Raw genomic sequence first — 21,269 nt, 5'->3', positions numbered from 1 at the left:
CCACGGGACGATCTGGCACGAACCGGTCTGTCCGGTGCGTGCCCTCCGGGACGATCCGGACATCCGGCCGGGCACCGGATCCGGCGCGCGCGGCGGGGAAACCGCTCAGTCGGCGCGGATCAGGTCGACCACCGCGTCCCGCGCGGCCCGGACGGCGTCGCGGGACTGCGCGGTGTGGTCCAGGATGTCGAAGGCGTGCTGGCCGTCCGGCACCTCCACCAGCCGCACCGGTCGCCCGATCCGGGCGGCGGTGTCGAGGAACGCCGCGATGCCGGCCAGCAGACCGGGGAGCTTGTCCTGGCCGGCCCGGGTCAGCACCACCGGCGTCGTCGAACCGGCGTCGAGGGCGTCGACCGGCAGGAACCGGGGCGGCACCTCCCAGCCGGGCAGCGGGACGAGCAGCGGATAGGTCAACGCGATCCCCCGTACCCAGGCCGGCGCGGCGCGCAGCCAGTCGGCCGACAGCAGGCTCCCGCCGGAGAAGAACCAGAGCACCACCCGCTGCGCGTCCACCCGGGGATCGGCCCGGACGGCCTCGACCAGGCCGGCGATCTCGTCGGCGGTGGCGGGCAGCCCGGCCAGGTCGGTCACCCGGTAGCTGACGACGGCGGCGACCAGGCCCTGCTCGGCGAGGAGCGCACCGTAGCCCCGGTAGAGCAGCCAGTCCCGGGGGTCCGGTGCACCCGGCGGCAGCGGGGCGCCGTGCACGATCACCACGACGGGGTGTGGACCGGTGCCGGTCGGCAGGTGCAGGTCGACCCGGTCGTGCCGCTCCGCCGGCGCCGTGGGCGGGGACAACACGAAGGGCTGCTGCTCGACGGCATCGTCCATGCCGGGGAGCCTAACCGCCCCCGGCCCGTCCGACCGCCCCGTCGACGCCATCGTGGACACCGGACCCGGTCGGCCGGTCCCGGGCAGCGGTCAGGCCGGGTCGTCGCCGGACTTCGTGGCCTGGGCGTGCCGCTCGCGCAGCCGGTCCCGGATCTCCTCCGGGGTGTACGCGCGACGCCGCCGTTCGGCGCGGGCGACGACCACCCCGGTCGCGGCGACCCCCGCGAGACCCGCCAGCCCGAGGACCTTCCACCACTGCATCCGTTGCCGCATCGGCCTAGGGTAGACGCCCATGAGCATCAGCCTGGACGAGGCCGTCGACCTGACCCGTACCGGTGACGTGTGGGTGTTCCGGGGCCGCAGCGTGCCGGACCGGGCCATCCAGTTCACCACCAACAGCCCCGTCAACCACGTCGGCATGGCGGTCGTCCTGGACGACATGCCGCCGCTGATGTGGCACGCCGAGCTGGGGCGGTCGCTGCGGGACATGTGGACCGGCAGCCACCAGCGCGGGGTGCAGCTGCACGACCTGCGGGACGCGGTCTGCGTCTGGGCCAACCGGTACGGCCAGCGGGCCTGGCTGCGGCAGCTCGAACCGTCGGCCGACCCGGCGATGGAGCAGGCGGTGCTGCGGACGGTGGCCCGGCTCGACGGCACCCCGTTCCCGTCCACCGCCCAGTTGGCCCTGCGGTGGGCCAAGGGGCGGGTGCCCCACCTGCGACTGCCGGTGCCGGGGCGACGGGACCGGGGCGGCGGGCGGACCGACCGGCCGGTCGGGGACCGTGCGCTGGAGACCGCGTACTGCGCCGAGGTGGTGGCGGTGACCTACGAGGCGATGGGGTTGCTGCCGGCCGGCCGGCGGCCGAACTGGTACGACCCCGGCCGGTTCTGGAGCGGTGACGACCTCGACCTGACCGGTGACGCCCGGCTCGGCAAGGAGATCGAGGTGCACGTCCCGCCCCGCTGAGGTTTGCCGACGGCCGGGGACGGCAATTGGTGACGCCGTGAGAGCCTCCACCGATCTCGACACGCTGAGCGACTTCTTCGACCGGTACGGGGTGGCGCTCACCACCGGCGACGTGCCCGCCATCGCCGGCTGCTACGCCCTGCCGGGGCTGGTGGTCGCCGACACGTACAGCTTCTCGTTCAGCACGATGGCCGCCGTCGCGCTCTCCTTCGTCGGGGCCGCGCCCGACTACCAGCAGCGGCGACTGGTCGCGGCGCACGCGCTGATCGAGCAGGTGGAGCCGGTCTCGGCCCTGCTGACCATGGTCGCCGTGCGGTGGGAGTTCCTGGACAGCGAGGGGCGGTCGGTGCCCGGGGAGCGCTACCGGTACCTGCTGCGCGGCACCGAGGACGGTCCGGCGATCTGCACCGTCATCCGGACCGGCTGACCGGCGGCGGCCGTCCCGGCCGGGTGGCCGGCACCGGTGACCACCTGACCGGCACGGTGACCGGTGTCCCGGACCCCTGTGATCATCTGTACTGGACGGTCGCTAGTCTCTGGGCACGGGGCCGACCGAGGAGGATCATGCCGGGCACGCGCTGGACGCGGTGGACCTCTCGGGTGCCGCAGGTGGTCGCGGTGCTCCCCTGGATACTCGCCTCGACCGCGGTGATCGTATTGATCTTCCTGCTGGTGACGGCGATGGTGGCGGTCTTCGGCCACGACCGCTACGCCGAGCACGGTCCCGGTTCGCGCAGCGAGGCCGTCATGGTGCCCGGAGTGCCGGTGGCGACCGCGTCGGTGCTGCCGTCGCCGTCGCCCAGTCGGAGCAGGCGGGAGTCCGGTGGCTGGCCGGGTGCCGCACCCCCGGCCGGGCGTCCGCCCGCCGCGTCCCGGTCGGCGTCGCCGTCGGCGTCGGCGTCCGTGTCGCCGTCGACCGCGTCCCCCTCGCCGGGGCCGACCCGGCTGCTCAACGACGACGACCCGGGGATCTCGTACCGGGGCCGGTGGGCGGTGTCGCGGGGGCGGCCGTACGGCGACCATCGTGACGACGTGCACTACACGGTGCACGACGGGGACTCCTTCAGCTTCACGTTCACCGGCACCGGGCTGGACTACGTCACCTCGCGGGATCCCGAGTACGGGGACGCCGACGTGTGGGTCGTCGACGCGGGTGGTCGGCCGGTGCGACAGCAGCGGGTGAGCGCGCGGGCGGACCGGTACCTGCCGCAGCAGACGGTCTTCAGCGTCCGGGACCTGCCCCGCGGGCGGTACACCATCTGGGCGGTGAAGCGTAACGGCGTCTACTTCCAGGTGGACGCGCTGCGGGTTCGCGGCTGATCCGGCGAACTGTCCGGTTAGGACAAACTCCGGACGTTGGGTACTTTCCGGCAATCGCCTGAATCGTTACTCTTCTCGGACGGGGCCGACCAGGGAGGGTCATGTCCGGCATGCGTCGCGCGCAACCGCGGGCACACGGAGCGGGTGCGTTGGCGTCGTCGCCATGGGTGGTGGTCGGCACGGGTGTCCTGGTGATGGTCGTGCTCCTGATCGTGGCGCTGGCGTCGTACCGCAGCCGTGGGCCGGGCTTCGACGCCCGACCGGTCGACCCGGCACCCCCCTACCCGCTGTCCGAGTCGACGGCCACCAATCCGGCGCGGGTGGCCGCGAACCTGCCCGAACCGGTCGTCCCCGGGTTGACGCCCCGCCGCACCGATCCGCCCCCGGGCGGACCGCCCGACGACGTGGTGCCGGACGTGCCGTCGACCGGTGGCGAGGCGGTTCCGCCGCCGGCCGGCGGGGTCGTCGCGCCGCCGGTGGCGCAGACCGCGCCGGCCGGGCCGACCACGGCACCTCCGCCCCCGCCGCCTCCACCGCCCCCGCCGCCGTCGTCGCCGATGAGTGGCCGGTTCCGCGTGCTGGACAGTTGGAACAACGAGGCGTTCATCGGTGAGGTGCTGCTGTACAACCGGGACCGGGTGTCCCGCCCGTGGACCGTCCGGCTGGTCCCGCCGCCCGGTAGCCGGCTGGTCACCTCGTGGGTGGAGGGTGCGCCGCAGGGCAGTTCCCGGATGTCCGGCGGGGTGTTCACGTACACCAGCGGGGTGAACGTGGGGCCGGGCGCGTCGGTGCCGTTGCGGTTCCACTTCGAGCACACCGGTGGCAGCATCCGACCGTCACGCTGCACGGTCGACGGGGTGGCCTGCTCCGGTCTCTGAGGCGCGACGCCGCCCGGGTCTCTGCAAGGTTGCTGCTTTGTTGCGACTTGGTTTGCAAGGTATTGCAGAACGTTTCAGCAAGGGCTAGCGTGCGGGCGAATCACGACCATAGGAAGGCCGTCGATGAAACCCCCGCTGCCGCGCAAGGCGCTGCTCGCCCTGGTCTCCACCCTCACCCTCGCCCTCGTCGGCCTCCCGGTCGCCGTCCACCAGCTCGGTGCCGACGCCACCGACCGGCCGTCCACCGTCGAGGATCTCGCCGCGGCCGGTGCCGCCCAGTGGGACGCCGAACCCGCCACCGAGGCGCTGCTCGCCGCCGGCACCGGCCGGGGCCGCGCCGAACAGTTCTACTTCGTCCTGCCGGACCGGTTCGCCAACGGCGACCGCCGCAACGACACCGGCGGTCTGACCGGCGACCGGCTGCGGACCGGCCTCGACCCGACCGACAAGGGCTTCTACCACGGCGGCGACCTCAAGGGCGTGATCGACAAACTCGACTACATCCAGGGGCTCGGCACCACCGCCATCTGGCTCGCGCCGGTGTTCAAGAACCGACCCGTGCAGGGCAGCGGCGCGGACGTCTCGGCCGGCTACCACGGCTACTGGATCACCGACTTCACCCAGGTCGACCCGCACTTCGGCACCAACGAGGAGATGAAGCGGCTGGTGAAGCTGGCCCACCAGCGGGGCATCAGGGTCTACCTCGACGTCATCGTCAACCACACCGCCGACGTCATCTCCTACGCCGAGGGCAAGTACGCGTACATCGACAAGAAGACGTCGCCGTACACCGACGCGCAGGGGCGGGAGTTCGAGGACCGCAACTACGCCGACGGCACCCGGGACTTCCCGAGGGTGACCGCCGACGCCGGCCCGTACACGCCGACCTTCGCCAGCCCCGCCGACGCGGGCGTCAAGGTGCCGGCCTGGCTCAACGACCCCACGATGTACCACAACCGGGGCGACTCCACCTTCACCGGCGAGAACAGCGAGTACGGCGACTTCTTCGGCCTCGACGACCTGTGGACCGAGCGGCCCGAGGTGGTCAAGGGCCTGACCAAGGCGTACGGCGACTGGATCGCCAGCACCGACGTCGACGGGTTCCGGCTGGACACCGTCAAGCACGTCAACCTCGACTTCTGGCCGCAGTTCAGCCAGGGCATCAAGCGCGCCGCCGACTCCGCGGGGAAGAAGGACTTCTTCATGTTCGGCGAGGTCTACAGCGCCGACCAGGAGGTCACCTCCACCTACGTGCGGCGCGGCGGACTACCGGCCACCCTCGACTTCTCCTTCCAGGAGGCGGCCCGCGGCTACGTCGCCGCCGACGGATCGGCGAAGGCGCTGGCCGACGTCTACGCCAAGGACCCGCTGTACGCCGCCCGGGACACCGATGCCGGCCGGCTGCCCACCTTCCTCGGCAACCACGACATGGGCCGGATCGGTTCGTTCATCGCCGCCGCCGGGGGTGACGACGCCCGCCAGCTCGGCCGGGACCGGCTCGCCCACCAGCTGATGTTCCTCACCCGGGGGCAGCCGGTGGTCTACTCCGGCGACGAGCAGGGCTTCACCGGGCCGGGCGGGGACAAGGACGCCCGGCAGGACATGTTCGCCAGCCGGACGGCGGACTACCTCGACGACGACCTGATCGGCACCACCCGCACCCACACCAGCGACCAGTTCGACACCACCCACCCGCTCTACCGGACCATCGCCGAGCTGGGCCGGCTCCGGGCCGCGCACCCCGGCCTGCGCGACGGCGTGCAGGTCACCCGGTACGCCGCCGACGGGCCGGGCGTCTTCGCCTTCTCCCGGATCTCCCCGGCCGACCGCACCGAGTACCTGGTGGCGGTGAACAACGCCGACACCCCGCAGACTGTCCGGGTGGACACCTGGTCACCCGGCACCACCTTCACCGGCATCTACGGCGGCACGGCCACCTCGGCCACCGGCACCGACGGAAAACTGAGCCTGACCGTGCCGGCCGGCTCGGCCGTGGTGCTCCGGGCCGCCCGGCCCGTCCCGCAGGCCACCGCCAGACCGACCGTCACCCTCACCGAGCCGGGTGGCGACCCGGTCGCCACCCGGGCCGCCGTCACCGCGCGGGTGACCGGTGACCCGCTGGCCACCGTCACCGTCGCCGCCCGGGTCGCGGGCGGGAAGTGGACCCTGCTGGGCAGCGCGCACACCGCGCCGTACACCGTGCACCACGACCTGACCGGGCTGGCCGGCGGCACCCGGGTCGAGTACAAGGCGGTGGTCCGCGACGGGAAGGGGCGCACCACCGCCACCCGGTCGGCCGGGGTGGTCGGCACCCCGGCGCAGGGCGCGTCCCGGGACTGGCTGGTGGTGCACTACCAGCGCCCCGCCGGGGACTACGCCGACTGGGGGCTCTACGCCTGGGGTGACCTCGACCCGGCGTACGTCACGCAGTGGCCGGCCGGGCAGCCGTTCGCCGGGGAGGACCCGTACGGCCGGTTCGCCTGGGTCAAGCTCAAGCCCGGCGCGAAGTCTGTCGGGTTCCTGGTGGTCGACAAGGCGGGCACCAAGGACGTCGCCGACGACCGCACCGTCGACGTGACCACCACCGGCGAGGTCTGGGTCAAGCAGGGCGACCCGGCGCTCTATCCCACCCGGCAGGCCGCCACCGGCGAACCCGATCCGCCCGTCGACCCGGGCACCGCGCTCATCCACTGGCGCAAGGCCGACAACGACTACGCCGGCTGGGGCCTGCACGTGTGGGACGGCGCGGCCACCCCGACCGAGTGGGCCAGCCCGCTGCCGCCCGAGAAGGTGGACTCCTTCGGCGCGCTGTTCCGGGTGCCGCTGGCCGCCGGCGCGACCGGACTCAACTACATCATCCACCGGGGCGACACCAAGGACCAGCCCGACGACCAACGCCTCGACCTGACCGGGGTCGGCCACGAGGTCTGGTTGCTGGGCGGGGTGCCCGGCCGGCTGCTGCCCACCTCGGCCGTCGGCCCCGCGAAGCACGTCGACATCACGAAACAGCAGGCGAAGTGGATCGACCGGGCCACCGTCGCCTGGCCGACCGGCCCGACCGACGGCAAGGCGTACGCCCTGGTGGCGGCACCGGCGGGCGGGCTGGGCGTGGTCGACGGCGAGCTGTTCGGGACGTACACCACGCTGCCGTTGCGGGCGCAGCGCAACGGGCTCACCGAGGCCCAGCGGGCGGCCTTCCCGCACCTGTGGTCCCACCAGGCGTTCCGCCTCGACCGGGCCGACCTGGCGAAGGTGCCGGCGGCGCTGCGTGGGCAGCTCGTGGTGACCGAACGCGACGCCCGGGGCACCCTGCTCGGCGCGACCGGGGTGCAGATCCCCGGCGTGCTCGACGACGTGTACCGGCCCGCCACCGACGCCACGCTCGGCGTCACCTTCGCCGGCAGGGTGCCCACCCTCGCGGTCTGGGCGCCCACCGCCCGGACCGTCGCGCTCGAACTGTCCGACACGCCGTCGGCGCAGCCGCGCACGGTGGCGATGCGCCGTGACGACCGTACCGGCGTCTGGTCGGTCCGTGGCAGCCGCGACTGGACCGGCCGGTACTACCGCTACCGGGTCGAAGCCTGGCAGCCGGCCGCCCAGAAGGTCGTCACCGCGTCGGTCACCGACCCCTACTCGGTGGCGCTCGCGGCGGACTCCACGCACAGCCGGATCGTCGACCTGACCGACCCGGCGCTCGCCCCGCCCGGCTGGTCCGGGCTGCGCAAGCCGGCCGCGCCGCCCGCGTCGCAGGCACAGATCTCCGAGCTGTCGGTACGCGACTTCTCCATCGCCGACACCACCGTGCCGGCCGACCGGCGGGGCACCTACCTGGCCTTCACCGACCCGGACACGGCCGGCATGAAGCACCTGCGGGCGCTCGGCGACGCCGGGGTCAACTACCTGCACCTGCTGCCGGTGTTCGACTTCGCCACCATCCCCGAGAAGCGGGCCGACCAGCGGCAGCCCGACTGCGACCTGGCGGCGCTGCCGCCGGACTCCGACCGGCAGCAGGCGTGCGTCGCGGCGGTCGCCGACACCGACGGCTACAACTGGGGGTACGACCCGCTGCACTACACCGTCCCGGAGGGCGGCTACGCGGTCGACCCGGACGGGGAGCGGCGGACCACCGAGTTCCGCCGGATGGTCGCCGGGATCAACGGCGCCGGCCTGCGGGTGGTGCTCGACGTGGTCTACAACCACACCTCCGCCGCCGGCACCGACGCGAAGTCGGTGCTGGACCAGGTGGTGCCCGGTTACTACCACCGGCTGCTCGACGACGGCACCGTCGCCAACTCGACCTGCTGCGCCAACACCGCCCCCGAGCACGCCATGATGGGCAAGCTGGTGGTCGACTCGCTGGTCGTCTGGGCGAAGCAGTACAAGGTGGACGGCTTCCGGTTCGACCTGATGGGCCACCACCCGAAGGCGAACATCCTGGCCGTCCGGGCCGCGCTGGACCGGCTGACCCTGGCCCGCGACGGCGTCGACGGGAAGAAGATCCTGCTCTACGGCGAAGGCTGGAACTTCGGCGAGGTCGCCGACGACGCCCGGTTCGTGCAGGCCACCCAGGCCAACATGGCCGGCACCGGGATCGGCACCTTCAACGACCGGCTCCGCGACGCGGTCCGCGGCGGCGGCCCGTTCGACGGCAACCCGCGGGTGCAGGGCTTCGCCTCCGGCCTCTACACCGACCCCAACGGCGACCCGGTCAACGGCACCGCCGCCGAGCAGCAGGCCCGGCTGCGCCACCAGCAGGACCTGATCAAGGTGGGGCTGACCGGCAACCTGCGCGGCTACCGGTTCACCGACTCCACCGGACGGAAGGTCACCGGGGCGCAGGTCGACTACAACGGCTCGCCGGCCGGCTACACCGCCGCCCCCGGCGAGGCGGTCACCTACGTCGACGCGCACGACAACGAGATCCTGTACGACGCGCTGGCGTACAAGCTGCCGACCGGCACCTCGGCGACGGACCGGGCCCGGATGCAGGTGCTGGCCCTGGCCACCACCGTCCTCGGGCAGGGGACCGGGTTCGTGGCGGCCGGATCCGAGCGGCTGCGGTCGAAGTCGCTGGACCGCAACTCCTACAACTCCGGGGACTGGTTCAACCAGATCCGCTGGGACTGCGCGCAGGGCAACGGGTTCGGCGCGGGTCTCCCCCCGGCGGCGGACAACCAGGACAAGTGGTCGTACGCGAAGCCGCTGCTGGCCGACCCGGCCCTGGTGCCGGACTGCGCCGCGATCGACCTGGCCGACGCCCGGTACGCCGAACTGCTGCGGATCCGGCGGTCCTCGCCGGTGTTCGGGCTGTCCACCGCCGAGCAGGTGCAGCAGCGGGTCGCGTTCCCGCTGTCCGGGGTGAAGGAGACCCCGGGGGTGCTCACCATGACCCTGGACGCCCGGGGGCTGGGCGGCCGGTGGCGGTCGATGACCGTGGTCCTCAACGGCACCCCGACGGCGGCGAAGCAGACGGTGCCGGGGCTGAGGGGCACCGACACCACCCTGCACCCGGTGCTGGCCGACTCGGCCGACCCGGTGCTGCGGACCGCCTCGTTCGACCGGGCGGCGGGCACCTTCACCGTGCCGGCGCGCAGCGTGGCGGTCTTCGTCCAGCGCTGACCCGGGCGACGACCGGCCCCCCTCCGCGTGCTGCGGAGGGGGGCCGGTTCGCGTCCTGCCCGGTGTGCCGCCGTCACCGGAGGCACGTCATCCGAGGATGCTCAGCCGAAGCAGTTCGGGATGGTGTCGCCCGGCACGGCCAGGCAGTTCGTCGGACGGTTCGCGACGATCGCGGACCGGTTGTCCACGTTCACCGTGCCCTCGAAGGAGAACACCCCGCCCGGGGCGAGAGTGGCGAAGTTGTTGGCGACCTTCGTCCGGTTGAGGTTGACCTCGCCGAAGATGTTGAAGATGCCGCCGCCGACGCCGATCGGGCCGAGCGCCCGGTTGGCGACGATCTCGGACTCCCGCACCGTGGTGACGCTGTCCGCGTTGAACAGCCCGCCGCCGAAGAAGCCGGCGGTGTTCTCCTTGAGGTGGCTCTTCTCGATGGTGACCGCGCTGTCGAAGGCGACGGCCACGCCACCGCCGACACCGGCGGTGCTGTTCTTGGCCACCGTCGAGTCGTGCACGTTGACCTGGGCGTCCGCCGCCGCCAGACCGCCACCGGCGAGCACCGCGGTGTTCGACAGCAGCTCGGTGTAGCGCACGGTGGTGTTGCCCCCGATGTCGAGCAGACCGCCACCGAAGCCGAGCGTCTCGTTGTCGGTGACCTTGGACTTCTCGATCAGGACGGTGCCGCCGTCGACGTCCTCGGTGAAGATGTCCGCGGCGCCGTTGGCGACCCCGCCACCACCGACGATGGCGGTGTTGTCGGTGATCGTGGACTCGTCGACCGTGAGCAGGCCGGCGTTGAAGATGCCCCCGCCGAAGAAGAAGGCGGTGTTGTGGGCGACCTCGCTGTGCCGCAGCGACGTGGTGCCGAAGTTGGCCAGCCCGCCGCCGTTGCCGCCGGACTGGTTCAGCACGACCGAGGTGTCGAACAGGGTGGCGGCGCCACCGGGCTGCACCAGGATCCCGGCACCGTCGTTGACGCCCGGCTCCTCGATCAGCGTGGTGGCCTTGCCCGGCTTGGCCTTCGCCTTCGGCGCGGCCTTCACGGCGGCCTTGCGGGCGGCCTTCGGCGCGGCCTTCAGGCCGGCCTTCGGGTTCGCCTTGCGGGCGGCGAGCGCCTGGGCCAGCGGGGTGCCGGCCTTCACCTGCGCGGCGATCGCCTGGGAGTCCGAGTAGGCCCCCCAGACCGCTGCCGGTGCCACCGGCTGCAACGCCTCGATGGTCTGCCCACCCTTGATGGTCAGGCCCTTGAGGTTCAGGTGACCACCCGGACCCACGTTGAGGATCCGGAAGTAGTCGGCGGTGGCGTCCCGGCTGATCGTGGTGTGCTCACCCCGCAGGGTGATGTCCTGGGTGATCACCGGCAGGCCGTTGCCGTCCTGGTTGCGGGTCAGGTTGTAGGTGCAACCCTTGGCCAGGTCCAGCACCCCGCCGTCGCGGCTGTTGGCGAGGACGATGGCCTGGATGAGCCGGTCGGTGTCGCAGGGCACCTCCTTTCCCCGTTCGTGGTCCCTGCCGCCGCGGTCGTCCTTGCCGCCACGGTCGTCCTTGCCGCCACGGTCCGGACGCTCGTCGCCGCGACCCTGGTCGCCGTCCTTGGTGACCTGCTGAGTGGTGTTCCACGTCAGTCCGCTCACCCCGACCGCCCCGGCGCTGCCGGCGAACCCGACCGCGGCGAGACTGACCACACCTGTCAACCCGGCGACGCCACTGGCGAGCCAGAGCTTGCGACGGCTCCTGCTCCCCGTCGCCCGCGCGGAGGCTTCGTTGTTCGTTAGGTAGTTGGACATCGGAGCTCTCTGCCCTCTCCTCGTACCAGACAGGGTCGCCGCGCCTGAGCGGACGTCCCCTGCTACAAATCGGTTGTAGCTCCCGAAAGACACGGTATGAGAAGGTTCCTCGCTATGCGGGCAAAGCCGAATAAAGCCCGCTTTGGGGACCGGGCCGCCGCTCGGGTGCTTTCCCGGACGGCCGGCCCCGATCCGCCGATCCGCCGCACCGCCGCGCATCCGTCCCGTCGGGGACCGCAGGACATCCCCACCGACCGTGCCCCGACCCCACCACCCCACAGTCCCCGGCGGTGTGGTCGTGCTGCCCCGGGCGGTGTGGTCGTGCTGCGTCGGCGGTGTGGTCGTGCTGCGCTGGGCAGCATGATCGTGCTGCGCCAGGCGGTGTGGTCGTGCTGCGTCCGCCGGCATGATCGTGCTGCGTCCGGCGGCATGATCGTGCTGGAACAATGAAGTAGTGGCCTCCAGCACGACGGAGGCCACTATTTCGTGGTTCCAGCACGATCATGAAGGTGCACCGGGCGCGAGGACGCGAGCAGGAGCACGGGGATGGGGACGCGAGCGGGGGCGGGGGTGTTGCGGGAGTTAAGGCGGGTGGACGCCGGCCCCGCCGCCGGTACGCGTCACCCCGTCGGGGAACGCCTCCGTCGGCGGGGCCGCCACAGGTGCTGCTGGAACGGTCCGGCGCACCCACAGTGTGGTGGGCCGGGATCAGCTGGGTGGGCGCACCCTGCGCTATCGGAATCGCCGGCGGGCACGGCCTCGTGCCGGCCCGGTCGGGTTCCGTCTCGTGCCGGTCGGGCCGGGTTCCGTGTCGTGCCGGGCCGGTCAGGTTTCGCCTGTGCCGGCCCGGTCGGGTTTCGTCTTGTGCCGGTCGGGTCTGGTTTCGTCTCGTGCCGGCGGGTAGGTCAGCCGGGCAGCCGGGGACCAGCCTCACGCTGCTCGGCCAGCCAGGTCTCCACCTCGTCGGAACGGCGCGGCAGCCCCGCCGACAGGTTCACCGAGCCGGTCGCGGTGACCAGGATGTCGTCCTCGATCCGGACGCCGATGCCGCGCAGTTCCTCGGGGACCAGCTCGTCCTCCGGCTGGAAGTACAGCCCCGGCTCGACGGTGAGCACGTAGCCCTCGCCCAGCGTACCGTCGCGGTACTTCTCCTTGCGGGCGTTGGCGCAGTCGTGCACGTCGATGCCGAGCATGTGGCTGGTGCCGTGCAGGGTCCACCGCCGGTAGACCGTCGAGGTCGGGTCCATCGCCTCGTCCACGCTCACCGGCAGCAGACCGAGATCCCGCAACGCCTCGGCGAGCACCCGCATCGAGGTCAGGTGCACCTCGCGGAACCCGACACCCGGCCGGATCGCGTCGATACCGGCCTGCTGGGCGGCGTACACCGCGTCGTAGACCTGGCGTTGCAGCGGGGTGAACCGGCCGTCGACCGGCAGCACCCGGGTCACGTCGGCGGTGTAGAGGTTGCGGTTCTCCACGCCCATGTCCATCAGCAGCAGCTCACCCGGGCGGGTCGCGCCGTGGTTGTGCACCCAGTGCAGGATCGTCGCGTGCTCGCCCGCGCCGACGATCGAGCCGTAGCCGACGTCGTTGCCGTCGTGCCGGGCGCGCAGCGCGAAGATCCCCTCCAGCAGTCGCTCGGAGACCCCCCGGTCGGCCGGCAGCGCGCGGGCCACGTCCTCGAAGCCGCGTACGGTCGCGTCGACCGCCTCCTGGAGCTGGGCGACCTCCCACTCGTCCTTGACCAGCTTCAGCTCGGCGATCGCGATGGCCAGCTCCCGGTCGCGGGCCGGCTGGCCCTCCTCGCGGGGGCCGTCCCACGGGCGCACCGCCGCGTCCACCCGCTGGTCGAAACCGCGCAGCACCCGGGTCCGCCCCGGGGCCATCCGGGCCAGCGCGCCGTCCAGCGCGGTCAGGTCCTCCGTGGCCAGGCCCAGCTCGGTGGACTTCTCGGCCAGCGTGTGCCGCCGGCCCACCCACAGCTCACCGTGCCGACTGCGGAAGAACTCGTCAGTCTCCCGGGAGGAACGGGGACGCATGTACAGCGTCGCGTCGTGCCCCGAACCGTTGGGCCGCAGCACCAGGACGCTGTCCGGGTCGTGGTCGCCGGTCAGGTACGCGAAGTCGCTGCCCGGCCGGAACGGGTGGTCGGTGTCGTTGGCGCGTACCTTCTCGGTGCCGGTGGGGATGACCAGCGTCTCGCCCGGGAAGGCCGCGGAGAGCGCGGCCCGCCGCTTGGCGTGGTGGGGCACCTCCGGCCGGGGGCCGACCGGGAGAGCGGTGTCCCGCCACCCCTGCCGCATGAAGGACAGGAACGCCTCCGGGAAGTCCGGGTCGTGCGATTCGGTGCCGTCCGCCGGCTTGCCGTCCGTCCGGTCCTCGGCCATGTCGGCTCCCTTCGCCTCGTCGCTCGTCCAGACGGTACTCCGGCTCCGGCGCGACAGGGTGCCTGCGGTCCCGCACCCGACGCTCCGCCCGGCCTGCCCGGCCTGTCGGCCTGCCCCGGGTCAGCCCGGCCCGGACCCGGCGTCCTTCGGCCCGGACCCGGCGTCCTCCGGACCCGGGCGTCCTTCGGCCCGGACCCGGCGTCCTCCGGACCCGGGCGTCCTCCGGCCCGGACCCGGCGTCCGGTCCGCCCGGCGTCGGGTCCGCCCGGCGTCCGGTCCGGGGCCGGGTGCGGGGGATCGTGCCGTGCGGAGAGGGACAGGGTGTGCGGTGCCGCGCGGCCGCGACGGGCCGCGTGGAAAGATGGCGGCCATGTGCGGACTCCTGGCCTTCTTCAGCGCGAACGGCAACGCCGCCGCCCACCGCGACAACATCGCGGGGGCGTTGGAATGCCTGCACCACCGCGGACCGGACGAGACAGGGGTCGAGGTGGTCGGCGACGCCACGGGCCACTACGCGGACGGGGTGTTCGCGCACAAGCGGCTGGCCATCATCGACGTCGCGTCCAGCCACGAGCCGTTGCCCTACGCCAACGGTCGTTACCTGCTCACCTTCAACGGCGAGATCTACAACTACATCGAACTGCGGGAGGAGCTGGCCCGGAGCTTCGGCGCCCAGTTCGCCACCGCCGGTGACGGCGAGGTGATCGTCGCCGGCTACCACTACTGGGGCGAGCAGGTGCTCACCCGGCTGCGCGGCATGTTCGCCTTCGTCATCTGGGACCGGCAGGAGCGCCGGGCGTTCGGCGCCCGGGACTACTTCGGCATCAAGCCGCTGCACTACCTGGAGACCGCCGACGGCCTCTACCTCGCCTCGGAGAAGAAGGCGCTGCTGCCCTTCGCGCACTCCTACTACCAGGGTGACGCCGGGATCGACACCGCCAACCTCAGCCACTACCTGACCCTCCAGTACGTCCCCGAGCCCGGCACCCTGCACCAGGGCATCAGCCGGATCGGTTCCGGCGAGTACCTGAGCTGGTCCCCGGGGGGCCGGCTGGACGTCCGGCGCTGGTACCGGCCGGTGTTCCGGCCCGCCCCGGTCGCCGACGAGCAGCGGCTCTACCACGAGATCCGGGAGACGCTGCGGGAGAGCGTCCGGATGCACATGCGCTCCGACGTCCCGGTCGGCTCGTTCCTGTCCAGCGGCATCGACTCGACCGCCGTGGTGGCCCTGGCGCGGGAGTTCAACCCCAACATCCTCACCTTCACCGTCGGCTACGACGTGCCCGGCTACTCCGAGATCGACGTGGCCCAGGAGTCGGCCCGGCACCTCGACGTGACCACCATCCCGACCAAGATCGGGCCGCAGGACATGATCGACGCGCTCCCGAAGATCGTCTGGCACCTGGACGATCCGGTGGCCGACCCGGCGCTGGTGCCGCTCTACTTCGTCGCCAAGAAGGCCGCCGAGCACGTCACGGTGGTGCTCTCCGGCGAGGGTGCGGACGAGTTCTTCGGCGGCTACACCATCTACCGGGAGCCGCTGTCCCTCGGCACCGTCAACGGCCTGCCCGGCGGGGTGCAGAAGGGCCTGCGCGCGGTCTCCAAGGCGATCCCGCAGGGGGTCAAGGGCAAGAGCTTCCTGGAGCGCGGCACCACCCCGATCGAGCAGCGCTACTACGGCAACGCCCGGATGTTCACCGAGGAGGAGAAGCGGCACCTGCTGCGCCGCTACGACCCGTCGGTGCGCTACACCGACGTCACCGCCCCGATCTACGCCGAGTGCACCGAGCTGGACGACGTCACCAAGATGCAGTACGTCGACCTCTACACCTGGCTGCGCGGCGACATCCTGGTCAAGGCGGATCGGATCTCGATGTCGCACTCGCTGGAGGTGCGGGTGCCGTTCCTGGACCGGGCGGTCTTCGACGTGGCGGCCACCATCCCGGTCGACCTGAAGCTGCCGCCCCGCTCCGACGCCACCAAGTACGCCATGCGCCAGGCGTTGCAGGGGGTCGTGCCGCCGGCCATCGTCAACCGCAGGAAGCTGGGCTTCCCGACCCCCACCCGGGTCTGGCTGCGCGGCGAGATGTACGAGTGGGCCCGGCACGTGCTGTCCACCTCCGGCGCCGGCGACCTGATCGACCTGTCGTACGCGATGCGGCTGCTGGAGGAGCACAAGCGGGAGGAGGCGGACAACTCCCGCAAGGTGTGGACGGTGCTGATCTTCTGCATCTGGCACGCCATCTTCGTGGCCAAGACCCTCGACCCGGGTATCCAGCGCAACCAGTCGGCCCTGCTCACCAAGCCGGTGGTCGGCAGCATGGTCCGCTGACCCCGGTCCGGTCCCGGTGGTGACCGGTGCACACCGGTCGTCCGACGAACGTAGGCCCCCGCCCCGAAGGGCGGGGGCCTACGGCCTTCTCAGTACCCGGTCACCGGCCGGAGCAGGTGATCGTGGGCAGCCCGTTGGTGCCGGAGCTGCTGGCCGTGAAGCCGAACGTGGTCGTCTTCTCCGGCGCGATGGAGCCGTTGTACGCCGCGTTGGTGACGGTCACCGTCGACCCGCTGGTGCTCAGCGTGCCGTTCCAGACCTGCGAGATCACCTGGCCGTTGGGCCAGGTCCAGCTCGCCGCCCAGCCCCCGTACGTGCGGGTGCTGTGGTTCATGATGGTGACCTCGCCCTGGAAGCCGCCGTTCCAGGCGCTGACCACCCGGTAGACCGCCATGCAGTCGCTGTTGCCCGGCGGCGGGGTGGTGGTCGGCGGCGGCGGGGTGGTGGTCGGCGGGGGCGTGGTGGTCGGCGGCGGGGTGGTGGTCGGCGGCGGCGTGGTCGGCGGGGGCGTGGTGGGGTTGTTGCCGCTACCGACCCCGGTCACCTGACCGTTGCCGCCGTCGAAGGTGACGTCCGAGCAGCCGAAGAAGTTCTCCTGGCTGTCCGAGCGGACCCAGCGGGAGTAGATGATGTGCCGGCCGGACTTGCCCGTCGGGAGGTTGCCGCTGAAGTAGTAGTGCCCGTCGTTGGTGCCCGACGCGCCCCGCTGGGGCGGGTTGGTCACCGTGAGGAACGGCTCCTCCAGGTCGCTCCAGGCCAGCGGCCGGGTCGGGCTCCAGCTGTCCTTCGTCACGTAGAAGTAGAAGGTGCCCGGGTGGTGCGCCCAGTTGCTGTACTTGAAGTCCAGCCGGGCACCGGCCGTCAGGTGGGTCAGCGGCCAGTCGGTGCGGGCCAGGTCGTACCCGGCGAAGCCGGTGTTGCCGCCGCTGCACAGCTTGCCGTCGGGGATGAAGCCGACGGTGCGGCCACCGGCGTCCGAGCGGAGCACGCTGAACCAGTTGTAGAGCGAGTTGGTGCCGCTCTGGGCGACGGCGGCGGAGCAGGCCGGGTTGTTCGGCCTGATCTCGCCGGTGGGGCTGAGGCCGTCCTGCCAGCACAGGTAGGTCCGGCTGCCCGGAACGATCGGCGTGCCGTGCGCGGCTGCCGGTTCGGGCTGCACCGTCAGGGCGACGGCCCCGAAGGCGAGGGTGGCGGCCGCGGTGAACAACGCGGCCGTACGAGAACGGAGCACGAGCTTCTCCTGATCCGCGGGGTGGCGTGAGCGCCCGCCCCGCACAAGGTGGGGATGCGTCGGTCGCGGCTCTGGCCGGCGGCCCGACAGGGGCCGACGGGCGCGTGCCGTCGGCGGTCCGTGCCCACGGACCGGTGCCTCTCGCGTCGGATCCCAGCTGATCGCCGAGTGGATGCGGCAGCCCTCCGCGCCACCCGGCACACCAATACCATCACGCCCGGACGAACCATGCAATAGTCGTTGCTCGATGGGTGAGATTCTGTTGCCTGGCCGCCCCCGATCGGTGTGGGCCGTTGTGCCAGCCTGGTAGCCGGACGACGACGCGCTGGGAGGCGACGTGGGATACGCGGTGGTGCTCGGTGAGGCGCTGGTCGACCTGCTGGACGCCGAGTGCGAGGGGCGGCCGGTGTTCCGGCAGGCGATCGGCGGCGGCCCGCTCAACGTCGCCGTCGGGGTGGCCCGGCTCGGCGGCACGGCCCAGTTCGTCGGCTCGCTCGGCGACGACGTGCTCGCCGGCCGGATCCGTGACTTCCTGGCCGCCGCCGGGGTCGGACTGGCCGGGACGGTCACCGTCGCCGCGCCCACCACGCTGGCGGTGACCACGCACACCGGGGCCGAGCCGGACTTCCGCTTCTACGGCGACCCACCGTCGTACGGCCTGCTCGCCGCCGACGACCTTGACGTGGCGCTGGTCGGGGGCGCGGACGTGCTCTACTGCGGCTCGATCGTGCTGTTGTGCCCGGCGACGCTCGCCGCCGCCCGCCGGGCCTGGTCGCTCGCGCCCGGACTGCGGGTCTTCGACCCCAACGTCCGGCCCCGGCTGCTGTCCGGCCCCGCAGAGCTGGCCGCTCTGCGGGAGGTGGTGGTGGAGTTCGCCGCCGGGGCGCACCTGGTGAAGCTCAGCGCCGCCGACGCCGCGCTGCTCTGGCCCGACGAGCCGGTCGAGGGCGTCGCGGCGTACCTGCGGGAGCTGGGCGCGGGCACGGTGGTGGTGACCCTCGGCGCGGACGGCGCCCTGGTCGCCGCCGGCCCCGACCCGGTCCGGGTGCCCGCGCCGGAGGTCCGGGCGGTGGACGCCACCGGCGCGGGCGACTCGGTGATGGCCGCGCTCGTGGCCGAGCTGCTGGCCGACGGCGCACCGCCGGTGCCGGCCGACTGGCACCGGCGGGTGGCGTTCGCGCTGCGGGTCGCCGGCCTGGTCTGCGAGTCGCCCGGTGGGGCGGTGGCCATGCCCACCCGGGACGAGGTGCGCCGCCGCTTCGGCGACTGACCGCGGCCCGCGCCGCCCGGCCCGATCGCCCGCGCTGCTTCGCCGGCCGCCGCCCGGCCCGATCGCCCGCGCTGCTTCGCCGGCCGCAGCCCGGCCCGATCGCCCGCGCTGGTCCGCCGCCCGACCCGATCGCCCGCGCTGGTCCGCCGTGCGGCCCGACCGCCGGCACTGCTCCGCCGGCCGGCCCGCGGCCGGTCAGTGGGCGGGTGTCAGGGGGTGCCGTCGAGTTCGAGGTAGCCCCGGCGGGCGGCGGTGAGGCCGGGCCGGGCACCGAAGGGGGAGTCCGCCGCCACCCGCTCCGGCGGTGCGCCGCCGGTGTGGGCGGCCCGGATCAGCCAGGCCAGCTCGGCCAGCCGGGCATGCTGGGCCCGGACGAACTCCACGTCCACCGGCGTGCCGTGGCCGGGCACCACCACCGTCGCCGGGGTGGTCATCCGTAGCAGCTCGGCCACCGCGTCCGGCCACTGCAACGGGTACGACTCCTCGAAGGCCGGTGGCCCGGACTGCTCCACCAGATCCCCGGTGACCAGCACGTCGGCATCCGGCACGTGCACCACCAGGTCCGCGTCGGTGTGCCCGTGCCCCGGGTGCCGCAGCACCACCCGCCGGCCGCCGATGTCGAGCACCGTCTCGGTGTGCACGGTGTGCGTGGGGGCCAGCAGGGTCGTCCCGGCCAGCTCGGCGGCGAGCCCGGGGTGGTCCGCCCGCATCTCCTCGTACGCCGCCCGGCGCAGCCGGTCCGGCCGTTCCCGTAGTGCCGCGGCGGCCCGTTCGTGCGCGTACACCGGGCGGGGCGGGTCGACGGCGAGCGTGGCGTTGCCGAAGCAGTGGTCGAAGTGGTGGTGCGTGTTGACCAGCGTCCACGGGTACGGGGTGACCGTCCGCGCCGCGGTGGCCAGCGCGGCGGCCTGCCCGGCGGTGGACAGGGTGTCCACCAGCAGCGCCGCGCCGTCGCCGACGACCAGCGTGACGTTGACGTCGAGCAGCGGCTCCCGCAGCACGTGCACCCCGTCGGCGACCGCCACGAACCGGAACGTCACGACGACACCCGCGTCACCCGCTCGACGAACCGCTGCCGGTCGACCAGCGCCCGCTCGATCCGCCCCGAGGCCACCGTGACGTCGCCGTCGGTGACCGTCACCTCGAACAGCAACCGCCGCCCGTCGGCCTCGGCCAGCCGGGCGTGGGCCACCACGGTCCGCCCGACCGGGGTGGCGGCCAGGTGCGCCAGCTCGACCCGGACGCCGACCGTGATCCGGCCGGCGGGCATCCCGGTCGCCGTCGCGGCCACCGTGGCGGCCTCGACGAGGGCGAGCACCCGGGGGGTGCCCAGCACCGGCACGTCACCGGAGCCGACGGCCCGCGCCGTGTCGGCCTCGGTGACGGTCAGCTCGACCCGGGCGGTCAGCCCCGGCGGGAACGGTGCGTCCGGCTGTTGCGGCATGGGGATCAGCCTAGTGGGCGGGGCGCCGGCATCGGCCCGGAGACCGGCGGCCCGGCCGCGCCGCGACCGGGTGCTCCCGGTCCGGGCGGGCGCGGCGGCTCCCGGCGGCCACCCGGTGGGTGGTCGGCGGTGGTCGATGCGTCGCCCACCGTTAACCTTGACGGCGATGGCCGTTGTGACTGAGCCCCCGCCCCCTGTCCCGTCGTCCCCCACCGCCGAGGTGTCCGTCGGCGGCCGGCGTCGCGTGACCGCGATGTCGGTCTGGGCCGTCGCCTTCGTGGTGACCTGGCTGGTCATCGGTCTGCCGACGGATCCGGCGTACGCCTTCCTGTGGATCTGGGCCGGCACCGTCGCCTGGAACTGGGGCCGGCCGTGGCGCAGCCACCTGGCCTTCGCCCGGGACTGGATCCCGGTGGTGCTGCTGCTCGCCTTCTACAACCTCTCCCGGGGCTTCGCCGACAACGGCCGCACCCCGCACGCCTACGAGCTGATCGTCGCCGACCGGGTGATGTTCGGCTGGGCCACCGGGGGCGAGGTGCCGACGGTCTGGCTCCAGCAGCACCTCTACCGGCCCGAGGTGCACTGGTGGGACGTGCTGGTCAGCTGGGTCTACTTCTCCCACTTCGTGGTGACGCTGGCCGCCGCCGCCGTGCTCTGGGTGCGCAGCCGGGAGCGCTGGGCGGCGTACATGCGGCGCTGGGGTTTCCTCTGTGCCGCCGGCCTGGTCACCTACTTCGTCTACCCGGCCGCGCCGCCGTGGTGGGCGGCGCAGAACGGGCTGCTCACCGAGGTCGCCCGGATCTCCACCCGGGGGTGGAAGGAGTTCGGTATGCACGGCGCGGGCAACCTGCTCAACGCCGGGCAGATCGCGTCCAACCCGGTCGCCGCGATGCCGTCGCTGCACACCGCCTGGGCGCTGTTCGTGGTGTTGTTCTTCCTGCGGTCGACCCGCCGACGGTGGTGGCCGCTGCTGCTGGCGTACCCGCTGGCGATGACGTTCACCCTGGTCTACAGCGGTGAGCACTACGTCATCGACGTGCTGGTCGGCTGGGCGTACGTGGGGATGACGTTCCTGGTCGTCGGGCTGGCCGAGCGGGCCTGGCGGGCTCGGCGGTCCCGGCGGGCCGCGACCGCCGGGGACGACGAACCCCCGGTGCCCGTCGCACCCGTCGCGTCGGTGCCCGTCCGGGACTGAGCCGGCGGCTC

The 21,269-nt window shown here is 73.0% G+C and carries 15 protein-coding genes; 8 read left to right on the top strand and 7 right to left on the bottom strand.

Translation table 11 applies throughout. The annotated features are described in order from the left end of the window. Positions 1–105: 105 nt before the first annotated feature. Together O7612_RS20785 and O7612_RS20780 are read right to left on the bottom strand one after the other, a co-directional pair. The gene (locus O7612_RS20785) at positions 106–831 is read right to left on the bottom strand and encodes a hypothetical protein (RefSeq protein ID WP_282266719.1); all 726 of its coding nucleotides are present in this window, start codon (positions 829–831) and stop codon (positions 106–108) included. Between the two features lie 90 nt (positions 832–921). Beyond that, complete coding sequence (locus O7612_RS20780; RefSeq protein ID WP_282274116.1) at positions 922–1,104, bottom strand: hypothetical protein; 183 nt, start codon at positions 1,102–1,104, stop codon at positions 922–924. A gap of 19 nt (positions 1,105–1,123) precedes the next feature. Here O7612_RS20780 and O7612_RS20775 point away from each other — a divergent pair, with 19 nt between their 5' ends. From O7612_RS20775 to pulA, 5 genes are all read left to right on the top strand, one after another. Then, complete coding sequence (locus O7612_RS20775; protein ID WP_282266717.1) at positions 1,124–1,798, top strand: hypothetical protein; 675 nt, start codon at positions 1,124–1,126, stop codon at positions 1,796–1,798. 37 nt (positions 1,799–1,835) lie between these two features. After that, entirely contained in the window at positions 1,836–2,225 is a 390-nt protein-coding gene (locus O7612_RS20770; RefSeq protein ID WP_282266715.1) for a hypothetical protein, read from the top strand. A 137-nt stretch (positions 2,226–2,362) separates the two neighbouring features. Then, positions 2,363–3,118 carry a hypothetical protein gene (locus O7612_RS20765; protein WP_282266713.1) on the top strand — a complete coding sequence of 252 codons (756 nt, stop codon included), beginning with the start codon at positions 2,363–2,365 and terminating at the stop codon, positions 3,116–3,118. Positions 3,119–3,312: 194 nt separating this feature from the next. Continuing rightward, on the top strand, positions 3,313–3,996 hold the full coding sequence (locus O7612_RS20760) for a cellulose binding domain-containing protein (RefSeq protein ID WP_282273977.1): 684 nt from the start codon (positions 3,313–3,315) through the stop codon (positions 3,994–3,996). A gap of 123 nt (positions 3,997–4,119) precedes the next feature. Continuing rightward, entirely contained in the window at positions 4,120–9,615 is a 5,496-nt protein-coding gene (gene pulA, locus O7612_RS20755) for a pullulanase-type alpha-1,6-glucosidase (RefSeq protein ID WP_282266711.1), read from the top strand. Positions 9,616–9,716: 101 nt separating this feature from the next. Here pulA and O7612_RS20750 read toward each other — a convergent pair whose 3' ends face one another. Together O7612_RS20750 and O7612_RS20745 are read right to left on the bottom strand one after the other, a co-directional pair. Further along, positions 9,717–11,399: a hypothetical protein gene (locus O7612_RS20750; protein ID WP_282266708.1), complete on the bottom strand. Its 1,683-nt coding sequence runs from the start codon at positions 11,397–11,399 to the stop codon at positions 9,717–9,719. A 905-nt stretch (positions 11,400–12,304) separates the two neighbouring features. After that, positions 12,305–13,786, bottom strand: a complete 1,482-nt coding sequence (locus O7612_RS20745) for an aminopeptidase P family protein (protein WP_282266707.1) — start codon at positions 13,784–13,786, stop codon at positions 12,305–12,307. Positions 13,787–14,156: 370 nt separating this feature from the next. Here O7612_RS20745 and asnB point away from each other — a divergent pair, with 370 nt between their 5' ends. After that, positions 14,157–16,118, top strand: coding sequence for an asparagine synthase (glutamine-hydrolyzing) (gene asnB / locus O7612_RS20740; RefSeq protein ID WP_282266705.1), 1,962 nt, complete (start codon positions 14,157–14,159; stop codon positions 16,116–16,118). Between the two features lie 100 nt (positions 16,119–16,218). On the opposite strand, the gene O7612_RS20735 is transcribed toward asnB, so the two are convergent. Next, positions 16,219–17,349, bottom strand: coding sequence for a lytic polysaccharide monooxygenase (locus O7612_RS20735; RefSeq protein ID WP_282266703.1), 1,131 nt, complete (start codon positions 17,347–17,349; stop codon positions 16,219–16,221). Between the two features lie 337 nt (positions 17,350–17,686). Between O7612_RS20735 and O7612_RS20730 the strand changes: the two genes are divergently transcribed. After that, positions 17,687–18,619, top strand: coding sequence for a carbohydrate kinase (locus tag O7612_RS20730; RefSeq protein WP_282266701.1), 933 nt, complete (start codon positions 17,687–17,689; stop codon positions 18,617–18,619). A gap of 209 nt (positions 18,620–18,828) precedes the next feature. Here the strand turns inward: O7612_RS20730 and O7612_RS20725 are convergent, their stop codons facing one another. Both O7612_RS20725 and O7612_RS20720 read right to left on the bottom strand, forming a co-directional pair. Next, positions 18,829–19,659, bottom strand: a complete 831-nt coding sequence (locus tag O7612_RS20725; protein ID WP_282266699.1) for an MBL fold metallo-hydrolase — start codon at positions 19,657–19,659, stop codon at positions 18,829–18,831. Continuing rightward, positions 19,656–20,063, bottom strand: coding sequence for a hotdog domain-containing protein (locus O7612_RS20720; protein WP_282266697.1), 408 nt, complete (start codon positions 20,061–20,063; stop codon positions 19,656–19,658). The genes O7612_RS20725 and O7612_RS20720 overlap by 4 nt, the downstream gene beginning before the upstream one ends. Before the next feature lie 166 nt (positions 20,064–20,229). Between O7612_RS20720 and O7612_RS20715 the strand changes: the two genes are divergently transcribed. Continuing rightward, positions 20,230–21,258, top strand: coding sequence for a phosphatase PAP2 family protein (locus O7612_RS20715; RefSeq protein ID WP_282266695.1), 1,029 nt, complete (start codon positions 20,230–20,232; stop codon positions 21,256–21,258). Positions 21,259–21,269: the final 11 nt, after the last annotated feature.

The sequence above is a fragment of the Micromonospora sp. WMMD987 genome (assembly GCF_029581435.1).
In the GTDB taxonomy this organism is placed as follows: domain Bacteria; phylum Actinomycetota; class Actinomycetes; order Mycobacteriales; family Micromonosporaceae; genus Micromonospora; species Micromonospora rifamycinica.
This window is presented reverse-complemented; position numbering and strand designations above follow the sequence as displayed.

Bases quoted from the DNA above. Each gene is read 5' to 3' on its own strand.
- O7612_RS20720 (WP_282266697.1), bottom strand. From the start codon at position 20,063: ATGCCGCAACAGCCGGACGCACCGTTCCCGCCGGGGCTGACCGCCCGG.
- O7612_RS20750 (WP_282266708.1), bottom strand. From the start codon at position 11,399: ATGTCCAACTACCTAACGAACAACGAAGCCTCCGCGCGGGCGACGGGG.
- O7612_RS20780 (WP_282274116.1), bottom strand. From the start codon at position 1,104: ATGCGGCAACGGATGCAGTGGTGGAAGGTCCTCGGGCTGGCGGGTCTC.
- asnB (WP_282266705.1), top strand. From the start codon at position 14,157: ATGTGCGGACTCCTGGCCTTCTTCAGCGCGAACGGCAACGCCGCCGCC.
- O7612_RS20745 (WP_282266707.1), bottom strand. From the start codon at position 13,786: ATGGCCGAGGACCGGACGGACGGCAAGCCGGCGGACGGCACCGAATCG.
- O7612_RS20760 (WP_282273977.1), top strand. From the start codon at position 3,313: ATGGTCGTGCTCCTGATCGTGGCGCTGGCGTCGTACCGCAGCCGTGGG.
- O7612_RS20785 (WP_282266719.1), bottom strand. From the start codon at position 831: ATGGACGATGCCGTCGAGCAGCAGCCCTTCGTGTTGTCCCCGCCCACG.
- pulA (WP_282266711.1), top strand. From the start codon at position 4,120: ATGAAACCCCCGCTGCCGCGCAAGGCGCTGCTCGCCCTGGTCTCCACC.
- O7612_RS20775 (WP_282266717.1), top strand. From the start codon at position 1,124: ATGAGCATCAGCCTGGACGAGGCCGTCGACCTGACCCGTACCGGTGAC.
- O7612_RS20715 (WP_282266695.1), top strand. From the start codon at position 20,230: ATGGCCGTTGTGACTGAGCCCCCGCCCCCTGTCCCGTCGTCCCCCACC.
- O7612_RS20765 (WP_282266713.1), top strand. From the start codon at position 2,363: ATGCCGGGCACGCGCTGGACGCGGTGGACCTCTCGGGTGCCGCAGGTG.